This window comes from Knoellia sp. LjRoot47 (assembly GCF_964253435.1).
In the GTDB taxonomy this organism is placed as follows: domain Bacteria; phylum Actinomycetota; class Actinomycetes; order Actinomycetales; family Dermatophilaceae; genus Knoellia.
This window is the reverse complement of sequence record NZ_CAXUQS020000001.1, coordinates 624,504-643,821: the sequence shown is the minus strand read 5'-3', so window position 1 is coordinate 643,821 and position 19,318 is coordinate 624,504. Positions and strand designations below refer to the sequence as shown.

Genomic DNA, 19,318 nt, shown 5'->3' with positions numbered 1-19,318 from the left:
CCGCCGGCGCCCCCGAAGTCAGTCATTCACATTGTTGACGCTGGGCGCGTAAGAAACTAACCTTCAAGAATGGTCAGCGACGTCCGGGTGAGTGCGCCCACGGAAGAACGCCATCCCGGCACCGTCGGGATCGACACCGCGTCGACCCTCGAGGTGCTCACGCTGATGAACGAGGCCGACCGCACGGTGGCCGACGCCGTCGGTGAGCTGCTCCCCGAGCTGGCCCTGCTCGTCGACCACGCCGTCGCCGCGATCCGGGCCGGTGGCCACGTCCACTACTTCGGGGCGGGCACGTCCGGCCGCTTGGCCGTGCTCGACGCCGCCGAGCTGCTGCCGACGTTCAACGCCCCCGAGGGGCTCTTCGTCGCCCACCACGCCGGCGGTCCGACCGCGCTGCTGCGCGCCGTCGAGAACGTCGAGGACGACATCGACCTCGGCAGTGCCGACGCCAGCGTCGTCACGGGCCAGGACGTCGTCATCGGGCTCACCGCTTCCGGTCGCACCCCCTACGTCAAGGGCGCCCTGATGTGCGCCCGCGAGATGGGGGCGCGCACCGCGCTCATCACGGCGAACCCGGGATCGGAGCTCGCGGCACACGCCGACCACCTCCTCGTCGCCGACACCGGGCCGGAGGTCCTCACGGGGTCGACCCGGCTCAAGGCCGGCACGGCGCAGAAGCTCGTCCTCAACTCCTTCTCGACCGCCGTGATGATCCGGCTCGGCCGGACGTGGTCCAACCTCATGGTCGACGTCGTCGCCACCAACGCCAAGCTGCGCGGCCGCGTCGTGCGCATCCTCCAGGAGGCGACGGGCGCCAGCGACGAGGACGCCCGGATCGTCCTCGAGGCGGCCGGTGGCCAGCTCAAGCCGGCCCTGCTCTCGCTGCTGGCCGACGTCCCCGTCGATGTCGCGCTCAGCGCCCTCGCGGCGGGCGGTGACTCCGTCGCCACCGCTCTGACGGCCCTCACGACCTCCAGCCCCACCCACTCGTCCAGCCCCACACCCCCCACAGCCCCCACCCCGAGCCCCACCTCAAGCCAGTCAGCGTCGACAGGAGAGTTGTCATGACCCAGCGGACCCGCCGCTCCACCTTCACCCTCATCGCCTTCACGGGGGTGCTCGCCGTCGCGGCCTGCGCACCGTCGAGCGACAGCGACTCGAAGGGCTCCGGCGACGGCGGTGACGCCAAGGCGACCACGCTCACGGTCTGGTCGTGGCGCGTCGAGGACGAGGCGGCATACAACAAGATCTTCGACGCCTACGAGGCCAAGCACGAGGGCATCACGGTCGAGTTCAAGCCGTTCAAGGCGACCGAGTACAACAAGATCCTCGCGACCGGCCTCGCCGGCTCCGACGGCCCGGACGTGCCGCAGGTCCGCTCCTACGGCCAGGTCGAGCCGACCATCGCGTCGAAGTCGCTCGTGCCGCTCGACGGCAAGGTCGACCTCTCCGGCTGGGACGAGAACGTCGTCAACTCGGCGAAGTCCAAGGCCGACGGCAAGCTGTACTCGGTGCCGCTGGCGCGCCAGACGGTGCAGATGTTCTACAACAAGGGCCTGTTCCAGAAGAACGGCATCAGCGAGGCCCCCACGACGTGGGCCGACTTCACCGCCGCGGGCGACAAGCTCCTCGCCGGTGGCGTGACCCCGATCGCCGTCGGCGCCAAGGACGACTGGACCCTGCCGATCGTCCACGAGGTGCTCGCGGCTCCGCGCTTCGGTGGTGCGGCCTTCCAGGAAGAGGTCCTCACCGGCAAGAAGTCGTTCACGGACCCCAACTTCGTCGCCTCGATCGACGTCTTCAAGCAGCTCACCAAGTACTTCCCCAAGAACGTCACGGGTGTCGCCGTCACCGACGCACAGACCCTCTTCTCCGCGGAGAAGGCCGCGATGTTCCCCGGTGGCTCGTTCGACATGGCCACGCTCAAGAAGGCCAACCCCAACATCGACCTCGGCGTCTTCGAGGTCCCGGCCCCCGAGGGCTCGCCCGAGGACAAGTCCACGACCGCCGGCTGGGCCGACGGCAACTTCGCGGTCAACGCCAAGTCGCCCAACCAGGAGGCCGCCCTCGAGCTGGTCAAGTGGATGTCGACCAAGGAGTTCGGCCAGATGGTCGCCGACGAGGTCAAGCAGATCTCGGCCGTCCCCGGCGTCACCTACAACGACCCGCTGCTCAAGCAGATGGCCGACAACTACGAGAAGTCGCCGTCGCCCTACCTGCTGCTCACCGACTTCCGCTACGGCACCCCGTCGGGCACCGACCTCATGGGCAAGGGTGCGCAGCAGCTGCTGCTCGGCTCCAAGACGGCGGAGCAGGTCGCGGCCGACATCGACACCGGGGTGAAGGCCTGGTTCAAGCCCTCCTCGTGACCGGGGTGGATTCCGGGTCGCGGGCTGTGCTGGACTCGCTGTCGTGAAGACGCGCACCGGACTGGCCTTCCTCGCGCCGGCGCTGATCCTCTTCGGCGTGTTCGTCCTCTACCCGATGCTCACGGCGTTCTCGTACGCCTTCTTCGAGTGGCAGGGGACGAACCGTCAGGGGTTCGCCGGGCTGTCGAACTTCTCGGCGCTCGTCAACCGGGCACCGTTCAAGACCGACCTGCCCAAGGCGCTGCTCCACAACGTGCTCTTCTTCGTCGGCACGATGCTCGTCCAGAACACGATCGGCCTCACCGTCGCGACGTTGCTGCACCGCCGGGCCCGCACGCGGCGGATGCTGCAGACGCTCTACGCCATGCCCTACCTCGTGAGCCCGATCGTCATCGGCTACCTCTGGACCCTCCTGCTCTCGCCGACGTTCGGCCCGGTCAACCAGCTCCTCACCAAGGTCGGCCTCGAGCAGTTCGCCCTCCCGTGGCTCGGTGACCCCAAGACCGCCCTCTGGGTCGTCATCCTCGTCTCGGTCTGGCAGTGGGTCGGCTTCCCGGTGCTGCTCTACGGCGCGGCGCTCGGCGGCGTCCCCGAGGAGCTCACCGAGGCAGCGCGCGTCGACGGGGCCACGCACGGTCAGGTGTTCCGCAAGATCACCTTCCCGCTGCTCATCCCCGCGATCGGGACGGTCTCGGTGCTCACCTTCATCTTCGCGATGGAGGCGTTCGCCCTGCCGTTCGCCTTCGGTGGATCGACCGGCAACCCGGCCGGCTCGACCGACTTCGTCTCGCTGCTCTTCTACCGCTCGGCATTCGACTCCGGTGCGGTCGACGCGATCGGGACGTCCTCGGCCTTGGCCACGGTCCTGTTCCTCATCATCTTCGGTGGGGCGATGGCGGCGACCAAGGTCCTGCGCCGGCACGAGAGGCGGATGGCGTCATGACGACCACGCTCACCGCGGCCGACGCCGCACCCACCGGGGTCGACGCGACCGACTCCGCCGACGGCGGACAGCGCCGACCGCGCCGCCGCCGCGGCACGAGCTCGAGCGACCCGGTCGGTGGTGTCGGCGCGAGCATCCTGCTGTGGGGCTACGCGGTCCTGGCTCTCGCACCGCTGGTCATCATGGTGCTCAACTCCTTCCGCACCAACGCCGACTTCATCACCAACCCCCTGGGGCTGCCCACGTCACCGACGGTCGCGGCCTACAAGGAGGCGTGGACGGTCGGCAGCTTCGGGACCTACTTCACCAACTCGCTCGCGGTGACCGCGGGTGCGGTGGCGATCTCGACCGCGGTCTCGACCATGGCGGCATACGGTCTCGCGCGCAGCCGCGCGCGGATCTTCCGCTGGCTCGAGTCGCTGTTCCTCTCGGGGCTCATGCTGCCGATCCACCTCGCGATCCTGCCGGTGTTCTTCCTCTTCGACGGCTTCGGCCTCATCGACAGCCGGCTCGGCCTCGCCCTCATGTACGCCGCCGCCGGCGTGCCGTTCTCGATCTTCGTCCTCACGACGTTCTTCCGGCAGCTGCCCGAGGAGCTCGAGGAGGCGGCCGTGCTCGACGGCGCGAGCCCGTGGCAGACGTTCTGGCGGATCATGGTGCCGATGGTGCGACCGGCGCTCGCGACGGTGGCGGTCTTCCGGTTCGTGCCGATCTGGAACGACTTCCTCTACCCGCTCGTGCTGCTCCGCTCGGAGTCCAAGTACACCCTGCCCGTCGGCCTGACGAACTTCTTCGGTGAGAACGCGACGAACTACTCGGCCCTCTTCGCCGGGCTCGTCATCACGACGATCCCGCTCATCGTGCTCTTCCTCTTCGCCACCAAGCAGATCGTCGCGGGGTTGACCGCCGGCATGTCGAAGTGATCGGCTTCCGCCCGTGAGTGCGGACCGATCGCCTGCCGTCGTCGGCGTGGACGTGGGCGGTTCCGGACTTCGCCTGCAGTGGTCGTATGCCGGCGCGCCCGGTCCCGTGCTCACGGCGCCCGGGGTGCGGATCGGGTCCGGTGGCATCGACGTCCCGGCCCTCGCGGGCGACGCGGCCCGGCTGCTGCACGACGGCGGGGTCGATGACGTCGCTGCGGTGTGCTGGTCGCAGCGTGGCCTGCTCTTCCTGTCGGACCCGGTCGAGGTGGTGCGGGTCGTCTCGAGTGCCCTCGGCGCCGAGCGCACCGCGGTCGTCAGCGACGCCGTCGCCTCGCTCGTCGGGGCGCTCGGTGGCGTGCGCCCGGGAGCGGTCGTCGCCGCCGGCACGGGGGCCGTGGCGTTCGGGTCCGACTTCGGGTCTGCGGACACGTCGGTGTGGCGGCTCGTCGACGGTTGGGGTCACGTCCTGGGTGACCGGGGCTCGGCAGCGGGTGTCGGGCTCGAAGGGCTGCGCGCCGGGCTGCGGTTCCACGACGGGCTGCCGGGTGGGTCCGACCGGCTGCTCTCCGAGGGCGAGTCGGCGTTCGGTGCGACCTCGCACTGGCCACGTCGGGTCATGACCGGCGGCGACGCCCCGGCGCTGCTCGCGTCGTTCGCGCCGCGCGTCGCCGAGGCCGCGACGCTGGGCGACGCCGTGGCCGCGCGGATCTGCACGGCGGCGGGCGAGTCGCTCGCGGAGTCGCTGCTCTCGGCCGCCCGGGGGATCGACTCGCCGGTCCTCGTCGCGACCGGCGGGCTGCTCGCGGCGGAGCCGGTGCGGTCAGCGCTCGAGGCGGCGGTGGCGTCGGCCGGGGAGTCGCTCACCCCCGCCGTGGGTGGTGCGCTCGACGGCGCCCTCCACCTGGCCACCGTGCTCGGTGAGACGGGAACGATCCCGAGGCACCCGGCATACGTGCACCTCTCCTGAGCCCGTCGGGCCGAGTTGGAGGGCGCTGGTCCCACCGGGTTAGACTTGGACCCGGCACCCCGCGTGGTGGTACCTCACTGAACTCCCCCAGGGCAGGAATGCAGCAAGGGCAGGTGAGCTCTTCCAGGTACGCGGGGTGTCTTCGCGTTCCCCCAGCGGTCTCCGCGAGCGGTCAGGCGCCGCAGGCGCAGCCACCCTCGCACCCGCCGCACCCGCCACCGCGGGCCTCCGGGGCGTTGCCGCGGTCCTCCCACACGAGCTCGAGGGCACGGAGCAGGCCGTCGACGGGCTGGGCGCCGGTGACGGCGAACTTCTGGTCCAGGACGTAGGTCGGGACCGAGGTGATACCGATCTGGTTGGCGGTCGCCTCGTCGGCCCGCACGTCGTAGCCGTAGTCGTCGGAGCCGAGCATCTCGCGCACGTCCGACTCGTCGAGCCCGCCCTCGACGGCGAGACGCACGAGGGTGTCGGTGTCGCCCAGGGCCGCGCCCTCGGTGTACCAGCCCCGCATGACCCGGTCGGTGACGGGCTTCTCGACCCCGCGGGCCCGCGCGAGGTGGAGGACGCGGTGCGCGTCGAAGGAGTTGCCGCTGACGACCTTGTCCCACTGGAAGTCGAGACCGACCTCGGCGGCATCGGCGGCCATCGACTCGTGCTGGGCCACCATCTCCTCGCGGGTGCGGCCGTACTTGGCGGCGATGCGGTCGACGTTGGACCCCTCGGCGACGGCCGGGGCGGAGCGGTCGAGCTGGTAGCTGTGCCACACGACGTCGACGTCGCGCGGCTCGCCGGGCTCGGACGCCGCGACGAACTGGTCCACGGCGAGCTCGAGACGGCGCCGTCCCACGTGGCAGAACGGGCAGACCAGGTCGAACCAGACATCGATGCGCATGGCCCCGACGATACGTCGGAGGCCCGACGGCTCCGGCCGTCGGGCCTCCTGCCGGCTCCCGGTGCGGTGCCGGGCGCGGGGTCAGGCGGACTCGGCCGTCCGGGTGCCCTCGTCGCCGTGCCCCGACTCGATCTCGCGCGACGAGCCACCGTGCGAGACCGAGATCCGGCGCGGCTTCGCCTCCTCGGCGACGGGGATCGTCAGCGTGAGGACGCCGTCGCGGTAGTCGGCCTCGATCCGGTCGAGCGCGAGTCCGCGGCCGAGCGACAGCTGCCGGGCGAAGGTGCCGCTGGGGCGCTCGCGGGAGAGCCACTGGGCGTCCTCGGTCTCGGGCGCCGGGCGTTCGGCGCGCACCGTGAGGGTGCGGTCCTCGACGTCGATGGCGATGCTCTCGGGGTCGACTCCCGGCAGGTCGATGTGGGCGACGAACCTCTCCCCGGACCGGTAGAGATCCATCGGCATGACCGAGCCGGCAGCGCCCGACGGGCCGCGCAGGCCCTCGTTGAACAACCGGTCGAAGGTCCGGTCGAGGCTGCGGAACGGGTCGTGGGGGGTGGTGCTCATGACGATTCTCCTTGATGAACGGGAGGTCGATCTGCTCGACCTCGAGGGGGCCTTTCTTGAGTGGGAGCCGCTCAACTTCGTGCTCATTTCCTGTTGTAACCCCGAGTCCCCGCGCTCGTCAAGCCGTTCCCGTGGAGGCGCCGGCCGCGCAGGTCTGGAGGCGGTCGGGCTGCTCGGCGCCGTAGCGGTGGCCCGAGCCCGCGGGCACCGCCAGCGAGGCCACGACGTCGGCTCCGGCGTGCACGAACGAGACCAGCGGGAGCCACGGGCGGCCCTCGTCCGTCGGCACGAGCGCCATGGACGGGCGGGCGTGGACGATCGGGTCGTCGACGTTGGCGGCGAGGGTCTCGCGGGGCAGCCCGGTGCGCCCGCCGCCGGGCGTGCCGAGCCAGAACGTCGAGCACACCGCGTCGCGCAGCGCGCCCGCATCCGGTGCGGTGAGGGCGGCCTGTCCGGCGGTCGCGCCGAGGCTCTCCCCGACGACGTGGACCTGGGGTCGCTGCGACCGCGGGAGGCTCGACACCGCGAGCAGGACCTCGTCGAGCAGGGCCCGCGCTCCCGTCACCGCACCGTCGCGGTCGAGGAGGAACGCCACCCAGCTCGGGCGCGAGTCGTACTGCATCGACACCGTCGCGACGTCCGACCCGAAGCGGTGCTCGCTCCCGGCGACGAACTCGGGGTTGACCCAGCCCGACCCGGTCGGGATCGCCACGAGCAGGTGGCCGCGGGTCAGCCCTCCGGCAGCGGTGAGCCGCTCGACGGCGATCCGGGCGCGCTCGGAGTCGTCCGCGGCGTCGGCGAGGCCGGCATACGCGCGCACGGCCCCGACCGGGGAGGTGGCGAGGAGCACCTGGTCGTTCGTCGTCGCCGCGGCCTGCGCGCTCGCGGGCGCGAAGGTCAGCAGCGCGAGGCCGGTCACGAACGCGACGGCGCGACGTGACACCGCCGCCCGGTGACGCCAGGCCCACCGGACCCCGCGGGTGGCGCCGACGAGGACGAGCGCGGTCCCGAGGGCGACGCCGACGTCGATCGGCGACAGCGGGTCCATGCCGATCCGTGCGCGCATCGCGTTCTGCGTCGTGAGCGCGAGGAACGCGACGTATGCCGTGAGCGCACCTCCCAGCGCGACCGCTCCCTGCTGGGCGCGGATGGTGAGCCGCGGCCCGACGGAGGCGATGCGGCGAGCGGCGACGAGCGCGACGCCCAGCGACAGCACGAGGAGGACGCCGAGGGCGACGGGCTGCACCGGGAGGAACGACGGGAAGGTCGCGGCTCCGAGCGCGACCGGCACGGCGAGGGCGGTCGAGGCCCTCGGCAGCCGAAGCCGGGACCGGGTGGCGGCGCTCATCGCGCACCTCCCTCGATCGCGAGGGTGGCTCGTGGTGACCGCCGGGACGGCCGAGCCGACTGCGACCGCCGTTCCTGTCGCGACCGATGCGACCCGCCCGACCGATGCGACCCGCGCGACCGGCGGGAGCCGAGGAGCAGGCCGGCGCCTCCGAGGCAGGCGACCCCGGCGGCGACGGCGGGAGCGACCGTGAGCGGCGACTCCGGCTCGGGGACGGCGTCGCCCTGCCGCAGCGAGTTGACCCGCACGAAGCCGTGGGCGATGTCGGCCCACGCGAGGCAGGTGGCGTGCCCGACCCGGTGCCTACGGGTGGAACACGACGACTCGAGCTCGATGCCGAGCCGCTCGTCGACGGCCCGACGCGCTTCGCGAGGGAGGGCGTGGCCGGACCGGCCGGCATACCGGAGGAGGTCGTAGCCGAGGTCGTGCTTCCGGCACGCGGCCGTGAACTCGACCGGGAGGGGGACGGGGGAGGAGCAGCCACCCGCCGGGTCGCCGAGCAGACCGTCGGTGACGTCGGGGGAGTAGCCGAACCGCCGCGAGAAGTCCTGCGGCAGTGCGGCGCTCGCTGCGGAGGCTGGTCGCGACACGAGGACGGCGATCGCCCGGTCGGCGGCGCGATCGGGTGCAGGGAGCGACGACGCGGCAGGTGCGAGCACGAGGCCGACGGCGGTGGCGAGACCGGCGACGACGACGGTGCGGAGGAGGTGGTGTCCGGGGAACATGCGGCAAGGCTCGGAGCCGGGAGCACGTGCGGTCGTCGCCCTCGGGAGCGGTTCGGCGGTGAGACGCGGGGGTGGGTCGCGGGGACGGGTGATACCCCGGAGTGACCCCCGGTTCACCCCGTCGTATGACGACGCGGCGCCGTCGGCTCCCTAGGGTTGGAGGCATGGTCGGAGGACGAGTGGTGAGATCCGGCGGGCGAGCGTCCCGCTGGGTGGCCACGCGCACCGCCGGCCTGCTGCGTCCCCTCGGACGACCCCTCATGCGTGCGGCGCGGGCCGTGGCCGGCCACACCGATGTCACGCTCGGCCTGCTCGCCCTGGCGATGTTCGTCATCGGCTGGTCGACGGTCCGTCCCTGGCACGACGCCCCCGCCTCGCTGCTCCCGGTGCTCGCGCTCTGTGAGGCCGTGCCGTTGGTGCTGCTCCGGCGGGCCCCGTTCGTCGCCTGGGGGATCGCGGCCGCCACGTCGGTGCTCTGGTGGGCGGTCGTCCCCACCGGGCCCGAGGTGCCGCCGATGCCGTGGCCGGTCGTCCAGTTCCTCGTACTCCTCGCGACGATCGTCGCCGTCGGGCTGTGGGGCCGCTGGCGCGAGGTGCCGGTCGTCGTCGCCGCCACCGGCGTGCTCATGCTCGTGGCGATGCCCGACGGCCTCAAGCCCTGGGCACTCGGTCAGGCGCTCGTCATGGGGGTCGCCCTCCTCGTGCGCTGGCTCGTCATCTCCCGCCGCACGATCGCCGTCCAGCAGGACGAGGTCGAGACCGAGCGGGCGCGGCGGGCGGTCGTCGAGGAGCGGAGCCGGATCGCACGCGAGCTGCACGACGTCGTCGCGCACCACATGTCGATGATCGTCGTCCAGGCCCAGAGCGCCCCGCTGCGCCACGGCGTCCACGACCCCGCCGTCGTGGGTGAGTTCTCGGCGATCGAGGGTGCGGCGCGGCAGGCGCTCACCGAGGTCCGGTCGGTCCTCGGCGTCCTGCGCGACGAGCACGGGCCGGTCGAGACCGAGCCCCAGCCGGACCTCACCCGGCTCCCGTCGCTCGTTCGCTCCTCCCAGACGGCCGGTATGCCGCTCACCTCCCGTCTGCGGGTCGACCCGGCCGACGTGCCGCCTGGGACGGCGCTCGTGCTCTACCGCGTCGCGCAGGAGTCGCTCGCCAACGCCGCCCGCCATGCACCCGGGGCAGCCGTCGAGCTGACCCTCGAGCAGGAGTCGGGCTGGGCCCGGCTCATGGTCCGCAGCTCCGCCCCACCCGTCGCCCCACCCGCCGCCACCCCCACCGGCGCCTCCAGCGTCCGCAACCCTGGCGACGATCCCGACCACGGTCGCGGACGCAAGGGCGAGACCCGGGACGCAACGGCGGCAACGGCATACGTGGCATGTCCGAACGGGTGCGGGCGGTCGGCGGCACGTTCGAGGCGGAGCCGGTCGGGGAGGGGTTCGTCGTCATCGCGACCGTGCCGCTCGTCGGGCGCCCGCAGGTGGCGGGGCGGGGATGAGCGAGGTCATCACGGTCGTCATCGTCGACGACCAGGCGATGGTGCGGCAGGGTCTCGGTGCGCTGCTCGGGGCGCAGCCCGACCTCCGGGTCGTCGGGGAGGCGGCGGACGGGGCGGCTGCGGTGCGCGAGGTCGCACGGCTGCGCCCCGACGTCGTCCTCATGGACGTCCGTATGCCGGAGGTCAACGGTCTCGACGCGGCCGCGACGATCCTCGCGTCGCCGAGCCCGTACCGGCCGCACGTACTCATGCTCACGACGTTCGACGTCGACGACTACGTCTACGAGGCGCTGCGGGTCGGTGCGAGCGGGTTCATGCTCAAGGACGCGCCGGCGGAGGAGCTGGCCCGGGCCGTCCGCGTCGTCGCTGCCGGGGACTCGCTGCTCGCGCCGTCGGTGACGAAGCGGCTCATCGCCGAGGTGACCCGGACCCGGTCGGGTGTGCCGCGCGAGTCGCCGCGGCTGCGCGAGCTCACCCCTCGCGAGCTCGAGGTCCTCGAGCTCGTCGCCCGGGGACTGTCCAACACCGAGATCGCCGACCGGCTGTTCGTCGCCGAGCAGACGGTCAAGACCCATGTGTCACGCGTGTTTGCCAAACTGGGGCTGAGGGACCGCGCGCAGGCCGTGGTCTTCGCCTACGAGCACGGGGTGGTGAGCGCAGGATGAAGCACGCGATCGCCGCAGCGGGCGAGATCGCGTCGCGGCTCGTCGAGGCGCGTGACCATGACGAACCGGCGCTGGCGTGGCTGGTCGAGGCGGCGCGGGAGCTCTCCTTCGTCGAGTTCGACGTGCCGGAGGAGGCGGACGCGGACGGCTGGCTCTTCCAGTACGGACCGGTGAGCTGGTTGCCGGAGCCGACGTTCGTCGTGAGCGTCGTGCGGCAGCTCGAGGTCGTCGATGCCGACGGGGAGCACGAGTCCTACGTCCAGGTGCAGCTCGAGGTCAGGTACGACGTCGACGACGACCTCGCCGCCGTGGGTCCCCACTCGCAGTGGTGGTTCCCCGGCGGTGGGACGTCGTTCGACGAGTGGCTGGACGACGTGAGCCGGGCCGCCGTCTGGGCGGGCCTGGAGTCGAGGTCTCCCCGAGACCGGGTCGCCGTCGAGGACGCGGTGTGACGTATCTCGTGGTGCTCGACGACGCCGGCGCCGCGGGCCTGACCTTCGGCGAGCTGGCGGCTGCGGTGGCCGAGCAGTGGGCGGTCGCGAAGCCCGTCGTCGACCTCGGCGCGCTCGACCGGTCGCGGGTCCTCGAGTGGGAGGCCCGCACTGCGGAGGGTGGGGTCGTGGAGGTCGCGGTCAACAAGGAGCTCACGTGCTTCTTCCTCGACGGGACCCCGGAGGGCTCGGCCGAGGTGATGGTGTGGGTCCGGGGCCTCGTCGACGACGCGGTCGGCCTCACCGTGTGCGACGACGGGTACTCGTTCGACTTCGCCCTCGATCCCGGGATGTCCCCGCTGCAGGTCGCGCACGAGCTGTAGTCGCGCTGCCGACGGCGACCGGTCTGTCTACGGTGTGGCGCATGACAGTTGAGTGGGAGACGACGGCACCCGTGCGGACCGACGCGGGCATGTTCGCCCTGTGGCAGCCGGAGGCGTTCGCCTCCGTCTCGGAGATCGACGAGTGGGAGGACCACGTCGCCGACGAGGGCGCACTGGCCGGCCACGTCGCCGCCGGCACTCTGGTGCCGGTGAACATCGGCGTGGACGGCGCGTTCGGCTTCACCGTGCGGATCGGCCGGGGAACCCTGCTCACCGAGCGCGAGGCGCGGTTCGTGGCGGTGACGTCAGCGGCCTATCGGCTCGTCGCCTCGGGCCCGGTGGTGCTGAGCGGGCTCGAGGGCATCGGATCCCCTCCCGGTGAGGGCGTGCAGGTCGAGACCGCTGCGGGCGAGTGGTCCGTCGTGGTCCAGTTCATCGACTGGGAGGCCGAGCCCGGAATGGTGGACGAGGACGGCGACCCGCGTGAGGGTGCCTTGTCGGACTTCGTCCTCGAGGTGCGGCCGGCCGCCGCCGGCGAGACGTACCGCCTCGAGCTCGAGACCTTCGTGCGCCCGACGGAGGGTGACGGATGGCGGTCGGACGACAGGTCGCGGTGTTCACCCACCCCGACGACGTGGCTCGGCTCGCGGACCAGCTCGACACGGTGCACGGAGCTCGGCTGCTTCCGTGGTGGTGGGCGACCGAGGCCCCGCCGGCCGAGGCGCCGGCTGCCACCGACGTCTTCACCTTCGTCGCGGCGAAGAACGACGTCGGGCGCATCCGTCCGCGCCACATCGCTGCGCGTGACCACTGGCTGCCCGACACCGTCGTCGACCCCGTCGTGGAGGGGAGGCGATCGACCGTGTCCGAGGGGACGCTGACCGTGGGTCGCTTCTTTCACACGCCGGTCACGTCGGAGGGAGTGCCGAAGGACGCCGACTTCGTCGCGTTCGCCGCTCGCCTGCATCGCTGGCTCAAGCGTCACTTGGCGACCGTCGAGGTCGACGGCCGGCGGGTGTCGTGCACGCCGACCGTCCGTGACGCTGTCGCTGCGGGGACCATGGCCCTGTCGATGAATCCGGCCAGCCGCAGGCCGCCGCGCGCCGCGGAGACGTCATGACGGCGCGTGGTGACGCCCGCGCCCTGCTGTACCGAGGCATCGCCTCGGCCCTCAAGGAACGTGGGTTCACCAAGGTCAGGGGAACGCAACGGTTCGTCAGGGCAGTGGCCCCCGGAGTCGAGGCGCAGATCGGCGTCGCCAGCTCCGCCAAGGGTTCGGCCGACCACTACCTCGTCGACCCCTCCGTCGGTGTCCTGGTGGAGGAGGCGCGTGACCTCCTTGCACGCTGGACCCGGGCGGAGCCGGCGTGGACGACCCTTTACCTCAACATCGGCTACCTCCCGCCCGAGCAGGGGTGGTCCGAGGTGCCGCTCGCGACGGTCGATGACGTCCCCGGTGCCCTGTCGACCCTCCTGAGAGACGTCGACGAGAGGGCGCAAGGGTTCATCGACAGCTGTCACCGTCCAGGATACCTCGCCGATCTCATCGAGGCGGGGGTCCCGGCGCTGCGCCCAGAGGAGCTCGTCGCCGTCCTGCGTGCGCTCGACGGTGACGTCGCCGGCGCCCGACGAGGGCTCGAGGCGCTGCAGGCCAAGGTGGAGGCCTCCGTCAGCCCCTCGCTGCGCGACCTCAGGGTGCTCGAGGGATGTGCCGACCACGTCCGGCACCTTCTCGACGAAGCGTCCTCGTGAGTGCGGCATACGGTGTCGGCATGGGTTTCCTCACGCGCAAGGTGCCGGCGACGCTGCCGCAGAACCTCACCCGGATCGCGCTCGGCGCGTTCATGACCGGGGCCGGGGTGCTGCACCTCACGACGGCGCGCGAGGAGTTCCGTGCGCAGGTGCCGCACTGGGTGCCGCTCGACGAGGACTTCGTCGTGCTCGCCTCCGGTGTCGCCGAGGTCGGGCTGGGTGCCGCCCTGCTCGCCCTCCCGGGTCGGCGCCGGATGGCCGGGCTCGCGCTCGCGGCGTTCTACGTCGCGATCTTCCCGGGCAACATCGGGCAGTACGTCGAGGGGATCGACGCGTTCGGCCTTGACACCGACACCAAGCGGCTCGCGCGCCTCGCGTTCCAGCCGGTGCTCGTCGCAGCCGCCCTGTATGCCGCGGGGTTGCCCGAGGGCGGTCTCACACGTCGCGGTGGGCGAGGGACTCCGACTGCACGCGGTTGAGCCCCGCATAGAGCATGGCGGCCGGGGCGACCCACGAGCCGATGACGATCAGCCCGGACGTGGGCCAGCGGGTGATGCCCCAGACCATGCCGCCCACGATGAGGGTGTCGAGCAGGAGTGGCATCGCGAACCAGAGCAGGACGCCCTGCGCACTGGGCACCGCGTTGAACGGGCCCGTCGGCGGCCGTCCGCGATAGGCCGCGAGGAGGTTGCCGCCCGCGAGCACCACCGTCGTCATGACGAGCCAGGGAAGGGCGGTCCCGACGTCCGCGCCGGCCACCACGGCGGCGGCACAGCCGACGACGGTCGTCACGGCGAGGTGGATCCCGCCGGGGACGAGCAGGTGGGTGGCGGCCGCGCGCACCGGTGGTGACCCGAACAGCGCGGGCGTCCCCATCGTGTCGGCCTCGAGCCGCAGACCCTCCGACAGGCTGCTGAACCCCATGTGGCTCACCAACGCGGCGACGAACGCGACGAGTGGTGGGACCGAGGTGCTCGACAGCGTGGCGCCGAGCGCCCAGGCCGCGGTGGCGCTGAGGGCGAGGCCGACGACAGCGGCGCCGGGGGCACGGCGCAGACCGAGGACGTCCCGTGCGACGAGTGTCATCACCGGACCTCGGTGCCGCAGCCGTGCCGAGCGCGCGCGCGTCACCGGCCGGGCGGCCTCGAGCCGGACCGCCCGGAGGTCGCCCGCCTGCACTCCGCCGACGATCCGGTTGGACCGTGCCGACTGCGTGCGCAGGTCGTGCAGGCCGAGCCGGCGCACTTCTGCGACCCACGGCGGGCCGTCGCCGGGCGCAGGCGAGTCGGCGGTCGTGCCGGACCTGGACTGGCCGAGGAGCCAGGAGCCACCGACGAGCAGCCCCACCGCAGCCCCCACGACCACCGCGGGTGCCACGACCCAGAAGGGCGCGACGCGTGCGCCCCAGAACGAGGCGCCGACGAGGAGCCCGGTCGTCGCACCTGCGGCCAGGACCGCGAAGAGCGAGTACCCGAACCACGGCCGCAGCGCCGCCCACCGGTCGAGCGACGAGGCGACGACGTGGTCGACCCACGGCACCGGCGCCACCAGCGGGCCACGGACCCGGCCCGCCTCGCGCGCGAGCGCCGCCGAGCCCGCGACGACGACGAGCGCCACCAGTGCGAGCCAGGGGGAGCGGAGCGCGTCGGCCATCCCGCCCCGGTCGCCGGCGCGCACGAGGGCCCGTAGGACGGGGAAGCCGTAGAGGCCCACGAGGATGAAGGCGACGTACGCGGCATACGCCACCTCCTTGCGCGCGGGACTGCCCGACGGGCCGTGGAGCACGTGGACGATGTCGGCGAGGCGCTCGCGGTCACGTCCGGCGGAGGCGGCGGACGGCACGGGACTCAACCCTCCGCCGCGACGAGGTCGACGACCTGGTCGGCCACCCGCTCGGTGATGGCCGGGTCGTGGCAGGCGAGGACGACGGTCGTACCGGCGTCGCGACGAGCGGCGACGAGGTCGGCGACGAGGGTGCGCTTCACGGTGTCGAGACGCTGCTCGGGCTCGTCGAGGACGAGGACCTGCGAGGGGCGGAAGAGGGTGAGCGCCAGCCGGAACAGCTGCGTCTGCCCCGAGGACAGCTCGTGCGGGAACCGTCCGTCGAGCGCGCCGATCCCGACCTCCGCGAGCGCTGCGGCGACGCGGTCGTCGCAGGTGTCGGCGTCGCCGCCCCACGTCGCGTCGAGGAGGACGAGGTGGTCGCGCAGGGTGAGGTCGCGGTAGGTCGCGGGCGCCCCGACCAGCGCGGCGACGGCCGCCCGGACCGCCGGGTCGCGCTCGTCGGCGACGTGCTCCCCGACGTGGACGGTCCCGGTGGAGGCAGGTAGGGCCCCGATGAGGATGCGCAGGAGGGTGGTCTTGCCCGAGCCGTTGGGGCCGCGCAGGACGAGGCACGACCCGCTGGGGGCGGTGACCGAGACCGGCGCGAGCAGGGCTGCGGGACCGATGACCTTCGAGACGTCCTCGGCGCGGATCTCCACGTGTTCCTCCCTCTGCGTCCGCAACGTCGGTCGGCGTCCTCGCCACTTCCGCGGACGCAGGCGAGCGTATGCCGGGAGGTCCAGCACGCGGCATACCGGCTGTCCCTCGCGCCGACTAGGTTGGTCGCCGTGAGCACCGCCCTCTATCGCCGCTACCGCCCCGAGACGTTCGCCGACGTCATCGGGCAGGAGCACGTGACCGAGCCGCTCATGCAGGCGTTGCGCACGGGGCGGGTCAACCACGCCTACCTGTTCAGCGGCCCGCGTGGCTGCGGCAAGACGACGAGCGCGCGGATCCTCGCCCGCTGTCTCAACTGCGAGCAGGGCCCGACGGCGACGCCCTGCGGCGAGTGCGACTCGTGCGTGGCCCTGGCCCGTGGTGGCGCCGGCACGGTCGACGTCATCGAGATCGACGCGGCCAGCCACGGTGGTGTCGACGACGCCCGTGACCTGCGCGAACGCGCGTCCTACGGCCCGGCGCAGAGCCGCTACAAGATCTACATCATCGACGAGGCGCACATGGTGACGCCGCAGGGCTTCAACGCGCTGCTCAAGATCGTCGAGGAGCCGCCCGAGCACGTGAAGTTCATCTTCGCGACGACCGAGCCCGAGAAGGTCATCGGCACCATCCGCTCGCGCACCCACCACTACCCGTTCCGCCTCGTGCCGCCCGGCCAGCTCTCCGACTACATGGAGCGGCTCTGCGTCGCCGAGGAGGTGGCGGTCGCGCCGGGCGTGCTGTCGTTCGTCGTGCGCGCCGGTGGCGGTTCGGTGCGTGACTCGCTGTCGGTGCTCGACCAGCTCATCGCCGGTTCGGGGCCCGACGGGCTGACCTACGAGTCGGCGGCGTCGCTGCTCGGCTTCACCGACGGCGAGCTGCTCGACGCCGCCATCGACGCGTTCGGTGCCGGTGACGGCGCGGGTGCGTTCTCGGCGATCGAGCGCGTCATCGAGACCGGTCTGGACCCGCGGCGCTTCATCGAGGACCTCCTCGAGCGACTGCGCGACCTCATCGTCGTCGCGGCGGTGCCCGAGGGTGCCTCCGCGGTGCTGCGGGCCCTGCCGCCGGACCAGCTCGAGCGGATGCGCCAGCAGGCGGCGAGCTTCGGCCACGGGGCCCTGTCGCGCGCCGCCGACATCGTCAACGCCGGACTCACCGAGATGACCGGCGCGACCGCGCCGAGGCTCCAGCTCGAGCTCATCGCCGCGCGGATCCTGCTGCCGGCCGCCGCCGGCGAGAGCGGGTATGCCGCACGGCTCGACCGTCTCGAGCGTCGCCTCGACGTGGGTGGGGTCCCGAGCACGGCGTCCGCTCCGGCCGCGGCTCACCCCGTGGCCGCACCGTCGCCGTCCCCCCAGGCCGCGCCGCAGCCGACGCAGGCTCCTCCGTCGCAGGGGACCGCCGCGTCGGCGCCGACTGCGGCTCCGGCTGCGGCTCCGGTCGCGGCACCTGCGGCGTCCGTCGCTCCCGCGGTGCAGGCGCCGTACGAGCGTGACCTCCGGCCGCCGCAGCCCACCGTCGCCCCGGCCGCGCCGGTCGTCCCCGAGCGGCCCGCACACCAGCGCACCGACGAGGAGCCCCCGGACGACGACGAGCCCGCCGAGCCCGAGTTCCTCGAGCCCCGGCCACCGTCGCAGCACGAGGCGCCCGAGCCGAGGCAGCCCCAGCAGGGCGGTCACGCGCCGGCGCAGTCGCAGGGCCAGCCGCAGCGTCCCGAGCAGCCGCAGCCCCAGGCGCCCGAGCGCCAGCAGTTCCAGGAGCCGCAGCACGCGCCGGAGCACGCAACGGAGTCGCAGCAGGCGCCCGGGCCCCAAGCCTCGACCCGGGCCCCGGGTGGGCTCGACACGGCCGCGATCCGCCGGTCGTGGCCCGACGTCCTCGCCAAGGTCTTCGAGCTGCGCCGCACGACGTGGACCTTCGTGTCCGAGCACGCCCAGGTCCTCGACTACGACGGCGAGCGGCTCCTGCTCGGCATCTCGACGACCGGCCTCGCCAACACCTTCCGCCGCGGACCGCACGCGACCTACGTCCAGCAGGCGCTCATCGACGTGCTCGGTGTGGACGCGCGGGTCGAGGGCGTCCCCGCCGACGGCTCCGCGATCGGCGGCACCGTCGGCGTGCCGACGATCGACCCCAACCGCCCCGACCCCGTGCCGCAGGCGCAGCCCGAACGCACCCCGCCGCCGCAGCAGCAGCAACAGTCGGCGCAGGCCCGGGCCGAGGCCAACGGAGCCGCAGCGCACGACGCGCCGGGTGCGGGAGGCGAGCCGACGGCATACGTGCCGAGCCAGCCGCCCACGACGCAGGCCGAGTGGGGCAGCGGCGGCAACGACGGCGGAGGTGCCCCCGCCTGGGCGACGCCGGGCGCTGCCGGTGCCGGCGAGGTCGTCAGCCCGTTCGCGCGGGCCAAGGAGGCGGTGGCCTCCGAGCCGGACCCTGATGAGACGCCGGTCGCCGATGACTCCGCGATCAGCGACGATGACGAGGACATCGAAGGCCTCGGCGAGGTCGGTGTCCCCGTCGTGGAGCGAGTCCTGGGCGGGAAGGTCATCTCCGAAGAGGACGCATGAGCACCTACTACTGGGTCAGCCGCACCGCGGTGATGTCCCTGGCCCACGCGATCTGGCGCCCGACGATCCTCGGCAAGGACAACGTCCCCAAGACGGGTGGGGTGCTCCTCGCGAGCAACCACCTGTCGTTCATCGACTCGTTCGCGATCCCTGTCGCCGCCCCTCGCAAGGTCTCGTTCCTTGCCAAGGCGGAGTACTTCAGCGGCACCGGCATCCGCGGCCGCTTCGTGCGCGGGTTCATGGAGGCCGGAGACGCGATCCCCGTCGACCGCGACAGCTCGCGTGGCGCGCAGGACTCGCTCGACCTCGCGCTCGAGGTGCTGCGTGCGGGCAAGGCGTTCGGGATCTACCCCGAGGGCACCCGCTCGCGCGACGGCCGTCTCTACCGCGGCCGCACCGGCGTCGCCTTCCTCTCGCTCACGGCGAACGTGCCGGTCGTCCCCGTCGGACTCATCGGCACCGACAAGGTCCAGCCCGTGGGCACCCGCGGTCTCAAGATGGCCGACGTCACCGTGGCCTTCGGGTCACCGATCCAGCCGTCCTCGTATGCCGGCCTGCCCGCCGGCCGTGCGCGTCGCCAGCTCACCGACGACGTCATGGACGCGATCGCCGCCCTCACCGGCCAGGAGCGGGCCGACACCTACAACGAGCGCCCCGCCACCGAGACCCCCGACGACTGACCGGTCCCGCCTCGCCCCAGCCGCCCCAACTTTTGCTCCCCAGGAGGGAAGGTCGGGGGTCCGGAGGGGAATGTTCCGTCCGGAGCCGCAAGGTTCCCTCCGATGGGCAGCGCAGCGCGCGGCA

20 protein-coding genes, 1 other RNA gene and 1 pseudogene are annotated in these 19,318 nt (G+C 72.7%); 16 read left to right on the top strand and 6 right to left on the bottom strand.

The annotated features are described in order from the left end of the window. Positions 1-69 precede the first annotated feature (69 nt). The 6 genes from ACSQ11_RS03310 to ffs all read left to right on the top strand — a co-directional run bounded on the left by ACSQ11_RS03310 (position 70) and on the right by ffs (position 5,349). Positions 70-1,068, top strand: a complete 999-nt coding sequence (locus tag ACSQ11_RS03310) for an N-acetylmuramic acid 6-phosphate etherase (RefSeq protein ID WP_436003020.1) — start codon at positions 70-72, stop codon at positions 1,066-1,068. Continuing rightward, entirely contained in the window at positions 1,065-2,369 is a 1,305-nt protein-coding gene (locus tag ACSQ11_RS03305; protein WP_436003018.1) for an ABC transporter substrate-binding protein, read from the top strand. The genes ACSQ11_RS03310 and ACSQ11_RS03305 overlap by 4 nt, the downstream gene beginning before the upstream one ends. 43 nt (positions 2,370-2,412) lie before the next feature. Next, the gene (locus ACSQ11_RS03300) at positions 2,413-3,312 is read left to right on the top strand and encodes a carbohydrate ABC transporter permease (RefSeq protein WP_436003016.1); all 900 of its coding nucleotides are present in this window, start codon (positions 2,413-2,415) and stop codon (positions 3,310-3,312) included. Next, positions 3,309-4,235 carry a carbohydrate ABC transporter permease gene (locus ACSQ11_RS03295; protein WP_436003014.1) on the top strand — a complete coding sequence of 309 codons (927 nt, stop codon included), beginning with the start codon at positions 3,309-3,311 and terminating at the stop codon, positions 4,233-4,235. Before ACSQ11_RS03300 ends, ACSQ11_RS03295 begins: the two co-directional genes overlap by 4 nt. A 13-nt stretch (positions 4,236-4,248) precedes the next feature. Further along, entirely contained in the window at positions 4,249-5,202 is a 954-nt protein-coding gene (locus tag ACSQ11_RS03290; RefSeq protein ID WP_436003012.1) for an N-acetylglucosamine kinase, read from the top strand. 50 nt (positions 5,203-5,252) lie between these two features. Beyond that, positions 5,253-5,349: signal recognition particle sRNA small type (gene ffs, locus ACSQ11_RS03285), an RNA gene on the top strand. Between the two features lie 25 nt (positions 5,350-5,374). Here ffs and ACSQ11_RS03280 read toward each other — a convergent pair. From ACSQ11_RS03280 to ACSQ11_RS03265, 4 genes are all read right to left on the bottom strand, one after another. After that, a complete protein-coding gene (locus ACSQ11_RS03280) occupies positions 5,375-6,094 on the bottom strand; it encodes a DsbA family oxidoreductase (RefSeq protein ID WP_436003010.1) in 720 nt (239 codons plus the stop codon). Positions 6,095-6,175: 81 nt separating this feature from the next. After that, a complete protein-coding gene (locus ACSQ11_RS03275) occupies positions 6,176-6,658 on the bottom strand; it encodes an Hsp20/alpha crystallin family protein (protein WP_436003008.1) in 483 nt (160 codons plus the stop codon). A 118-nt stretch (positions 6,659-6,776) separates the two neighbouring features. Continuing rightward, the gene (locus ACSQ11_RS03270) at positions 6,777-8,006 is read right to left on the bottom strand and encodes an alpha/beta-hydrolase family protein (protein WP_436003006.1); all 1,230 of its coding nucleotides are present in this window, start codon (positions 8,004-8,006) and stop codon (positions 6,777-6,779) included. Next, the gene (locus ACSQ11_RS03265) at positions 8,003-8,731 is read right to left on the bottom strand and encodes a hypothetical protein (protein ID WP_436003004.1); all 729 of its coding nucleotides are present in this window, start codon (positions 8,729-8,731) and stop codon (positions 8,003-8,005) included. The genes ACSQ11_RS03270 and ACSQ11_RS03265 overlap by 4 nt, the downstream gene beginning before the upstream one ends. Positions 8,732-8,856: 125 nt before the next feature. Here ACSQ11_RS03265 and ACSQ11_RS03260 point away from each other — a divergent pair. The 8 genes and pseudogenes from ACSQ11_RS03260 to ACSQ11_RS03225 all read left to right on the top strand — a co-directional run. Continuing rightward, a pseudogene (locus ACSQ11_RS03260) lies at positions 8,857-9,657 on the top strand (histidine kinase); the annotation flags it as partial. A gap of 568 nt (positions 9,658-10,225) precedes the next feature. After that, the gene (locus ACSQ11_RS03255) at positions 10,226-10,894 is read left to right on the top strand and encodes a response regulator (RefSeq protein ID WP_436003002.1); all 669 of its coding nucleotides are present in this window, start codon (positions 10,226-10,228) and stop codon (positions 10,892-10,894) included. Next, positions 10,891-11,346, top strand: coding sequence for a hypothetical protein (locus ACSQ11_RS03250; RefSeq protein ID WP_436006804.1), 456 nt, complete (start codon positions 10,891-10,893; stop codon positions 11,344-11,346). Before ACSQ11_RS03255 ends, ACSQ11_RS03250 begins: the two co-directional genes overlap by 4 nt. Then, entirely contained in the window at positions 11,343-11,708 is a 366-nt protein-coding gene (locus ACSQ11_RS03245; RefSeq protein WP_436003000.1) for a hypothetical protein, read from the top strand. The genes ACSQ11_RS03250 and ACSQ11_RS03245 overlap by 4 nt, the downstream gene beginning before the upstream one ends. A gap of 41 nt (positions 11,709-11,749) precedes the next feature. Further along, entirely contained in the window at positions 11,750-12,589 is an 840-nt protein-coding gene (locus ACSQ11_RS03240; RefSeq protein ID WP_436002998.1) for a hypothetical protein, read from the top strand. Positions 12,590-12,591: 2 nt separating this feature from the next. Further along, complete coding sequence (locus ACSQ11_RS03235; protein WP_436002996.1) at positions 12,592-12,828, top strand: hypothetical protein; 237 nt, start codon at positions 12,592-12,594, stop codon at positions 12,826-12,828. Then, positions 12,825-13,460, top strand: a complete 636-nt coding sequence (locus tag ACSQ11_RS03230) for a hypothetical protein (protein ID WP_436002994.1) — start codon at positions 12,825-12,827, stop codon at positions 13,458-13,460. The genes ACSQ11_RS03235 and ACSQ11_RS03230 overlap by 4 nt, the downstream gene beginning before the upstream one ends. Before the next feature lie 20 nt (positions 13,461-13,480). Then, positions 13,481-13,939, top strand: a complete 459-nt coding sequence (locus ACSQ11_RS03225; protein ID WP_436002992.1) for a DoxX family protein — start codon at positions 13,481-13,483, stop codon at positions 13,937-13,939. Here ACSQ11_RS03225 and ACSQ11_RS03220 read toward each other — a convergent pair. Together ACSQ11_RS03220 and ACSQ11_RS03215 are read right to left on the bottom strand one after the other, a co-directional pair. Further along, on the bottom strand, positions 13,896-15,302 hold the full coding sequence (locus ACSQ11_RS03220) for a hypothetical protein (RefSeq protein ID WP_436002991.1): 1,407 nt from the start codon (positions 15,300-15,302) through the stop codon (positions 13,896-13,898). The two genes, ACSQ11_RS03225 and ACSQ11_RS03220, sit on opposite strands and share 44 nt — an antisense overlap. Before the next feature lie 5 nt (positions 15,303-15,307). Continuing rightward, a complete protein-coding gene (locus tag ACSQ11_RS03215) occupies positions 15,308-15,943 on the bottom strand; it encodes an ABC transporter ATP-binding protein (protein ID WP_436002990.1) in 636 nt (211 codons plus the stop codon). Positions 15,944-16,072: 129 nt separating this feature from the next. Here ACSQ11_RS03215 and ACSQ11_RS03210 point away from each other — a divergent pair, with 129 nt between their 5' ends. Continuing rightward, positions 16,073-18,514 (top strand): DNA polymerase III subunit gamma and tau, encoded by a 2,442-nt coding sequence (locus ACSQ11_RS03210; protein WP_436002988.1) that lies wholly within the window; start codon positions 16,073-16,075, stop codon positions 18,512-18,514. Further along, the gene (locus ACSQ11_RS03205; RefSeq protein WP_436002986.1) at positions 18,511-19,194 is read left to right on the top strand and encodes a lysophospholipid acyltransferase family protein; all 684 of its coding nucleotides are present in this window, start codon (positions 18,511-18,513) and stop codon (positions 19,192-19,194) included. Before ACSQ11_RS03210 ends, ACSQ11_RS03205 begins: the two co-directional genes overlap by 4 nt. Positions 19,195-19,318 lie beyond the last annotated feature (124 nt).

Coding starts and splice junctions, on each gene's coding strand:
- ACSQ11_RS03310 (WP_436003020.1), top strand. CDS start 70: ATGGTCAGCGACGTCCGGGTGAGTGCGCCCACGGAAGAACGCCATCCC.
- ACSQ11_RS03305 (WP_436003018.1), top strand. CDS start 1,065: ATGACCCAGCGGACCCGCCGCTCCACCTTCACCCTCATCGCCTTCACG.
- ACSQ11_RS03295 (WP_436003014.1), top strand. CDS start 3,309: ATGACGACCACGCTCACCGCGGCCGACGCCGCACCCACCGGGGTCGAC.
- ACSQ11_RS03280 (WP_436003010.1), bottom strand. CDS start 6,094: ATGCGCATCGATGTCTGGTTCGACCTGGTCTGCCCGTTCTGCCACGTG.
- ACSQ11_RS03275 (WP_436003008.1), bottom strand. CDS start 6,658: ATGAGCACCACCCCCCACGACCCGTTCCGCAGCCTCGACCGGACCTTC.
- ACSQ11_RS03270 (WP_436003006.1), bottom strand. CDS start 8,006: ATGAGCGCCGCCACCCGGTCCCGGCTTCGGCTGCCGAGGGCCTCGACC.
- ACSQ11_RS03265 (WP_436003004.1), bottom strand. CDS start 8,731: ATGTTCCCCGGACACCACCTCCTCCGCACCGTCGTCGTCGCCGGTCTC.
- ACSQ11_RS03255 (WP_436003002.1), top strand. CDS start 10,226: ATGAGCGAGGTCATCACGGTCGTCATCGTCGACGACCAGGCGATGGTG.
- ACSQ11_RS03250 (WP_436006804.1), top strand. CDS start 10,891: ATGAAGCACGCGATCGCCGCAGCGGGCGAGATCGCGTCGCGGCTCGTC.
- ACSQ11_RS03240 (WP_436002998.1), top strand. CDS start 11,750: ATGACAGTTGAGTGGGAGACGACGGCACCCGTGCGGACCGACGCGGGC.
- ACSQ11_RS03230 (WP_436002994.1), top strand. CDS start 12,825: ATGACGGCGCGTGGTGACGCCCGCGCCCTGCTGTACCGAGGCATCGCC.
- ACSQ11_RS03225 (WP_436002992.1), top strand. CDS start 13,481: ATGGGTTTCCTCACGCGCAAGGTGCCGGCGACGCTGCCGCAGAACCTC.
- ACSQ11_RS03205 (WP_436002986.1), top strand. CDS start 18,511: ATGAGCACCTACTACTGGGTCAGCCGCACCGCGGTGATGTCCCTGGCC.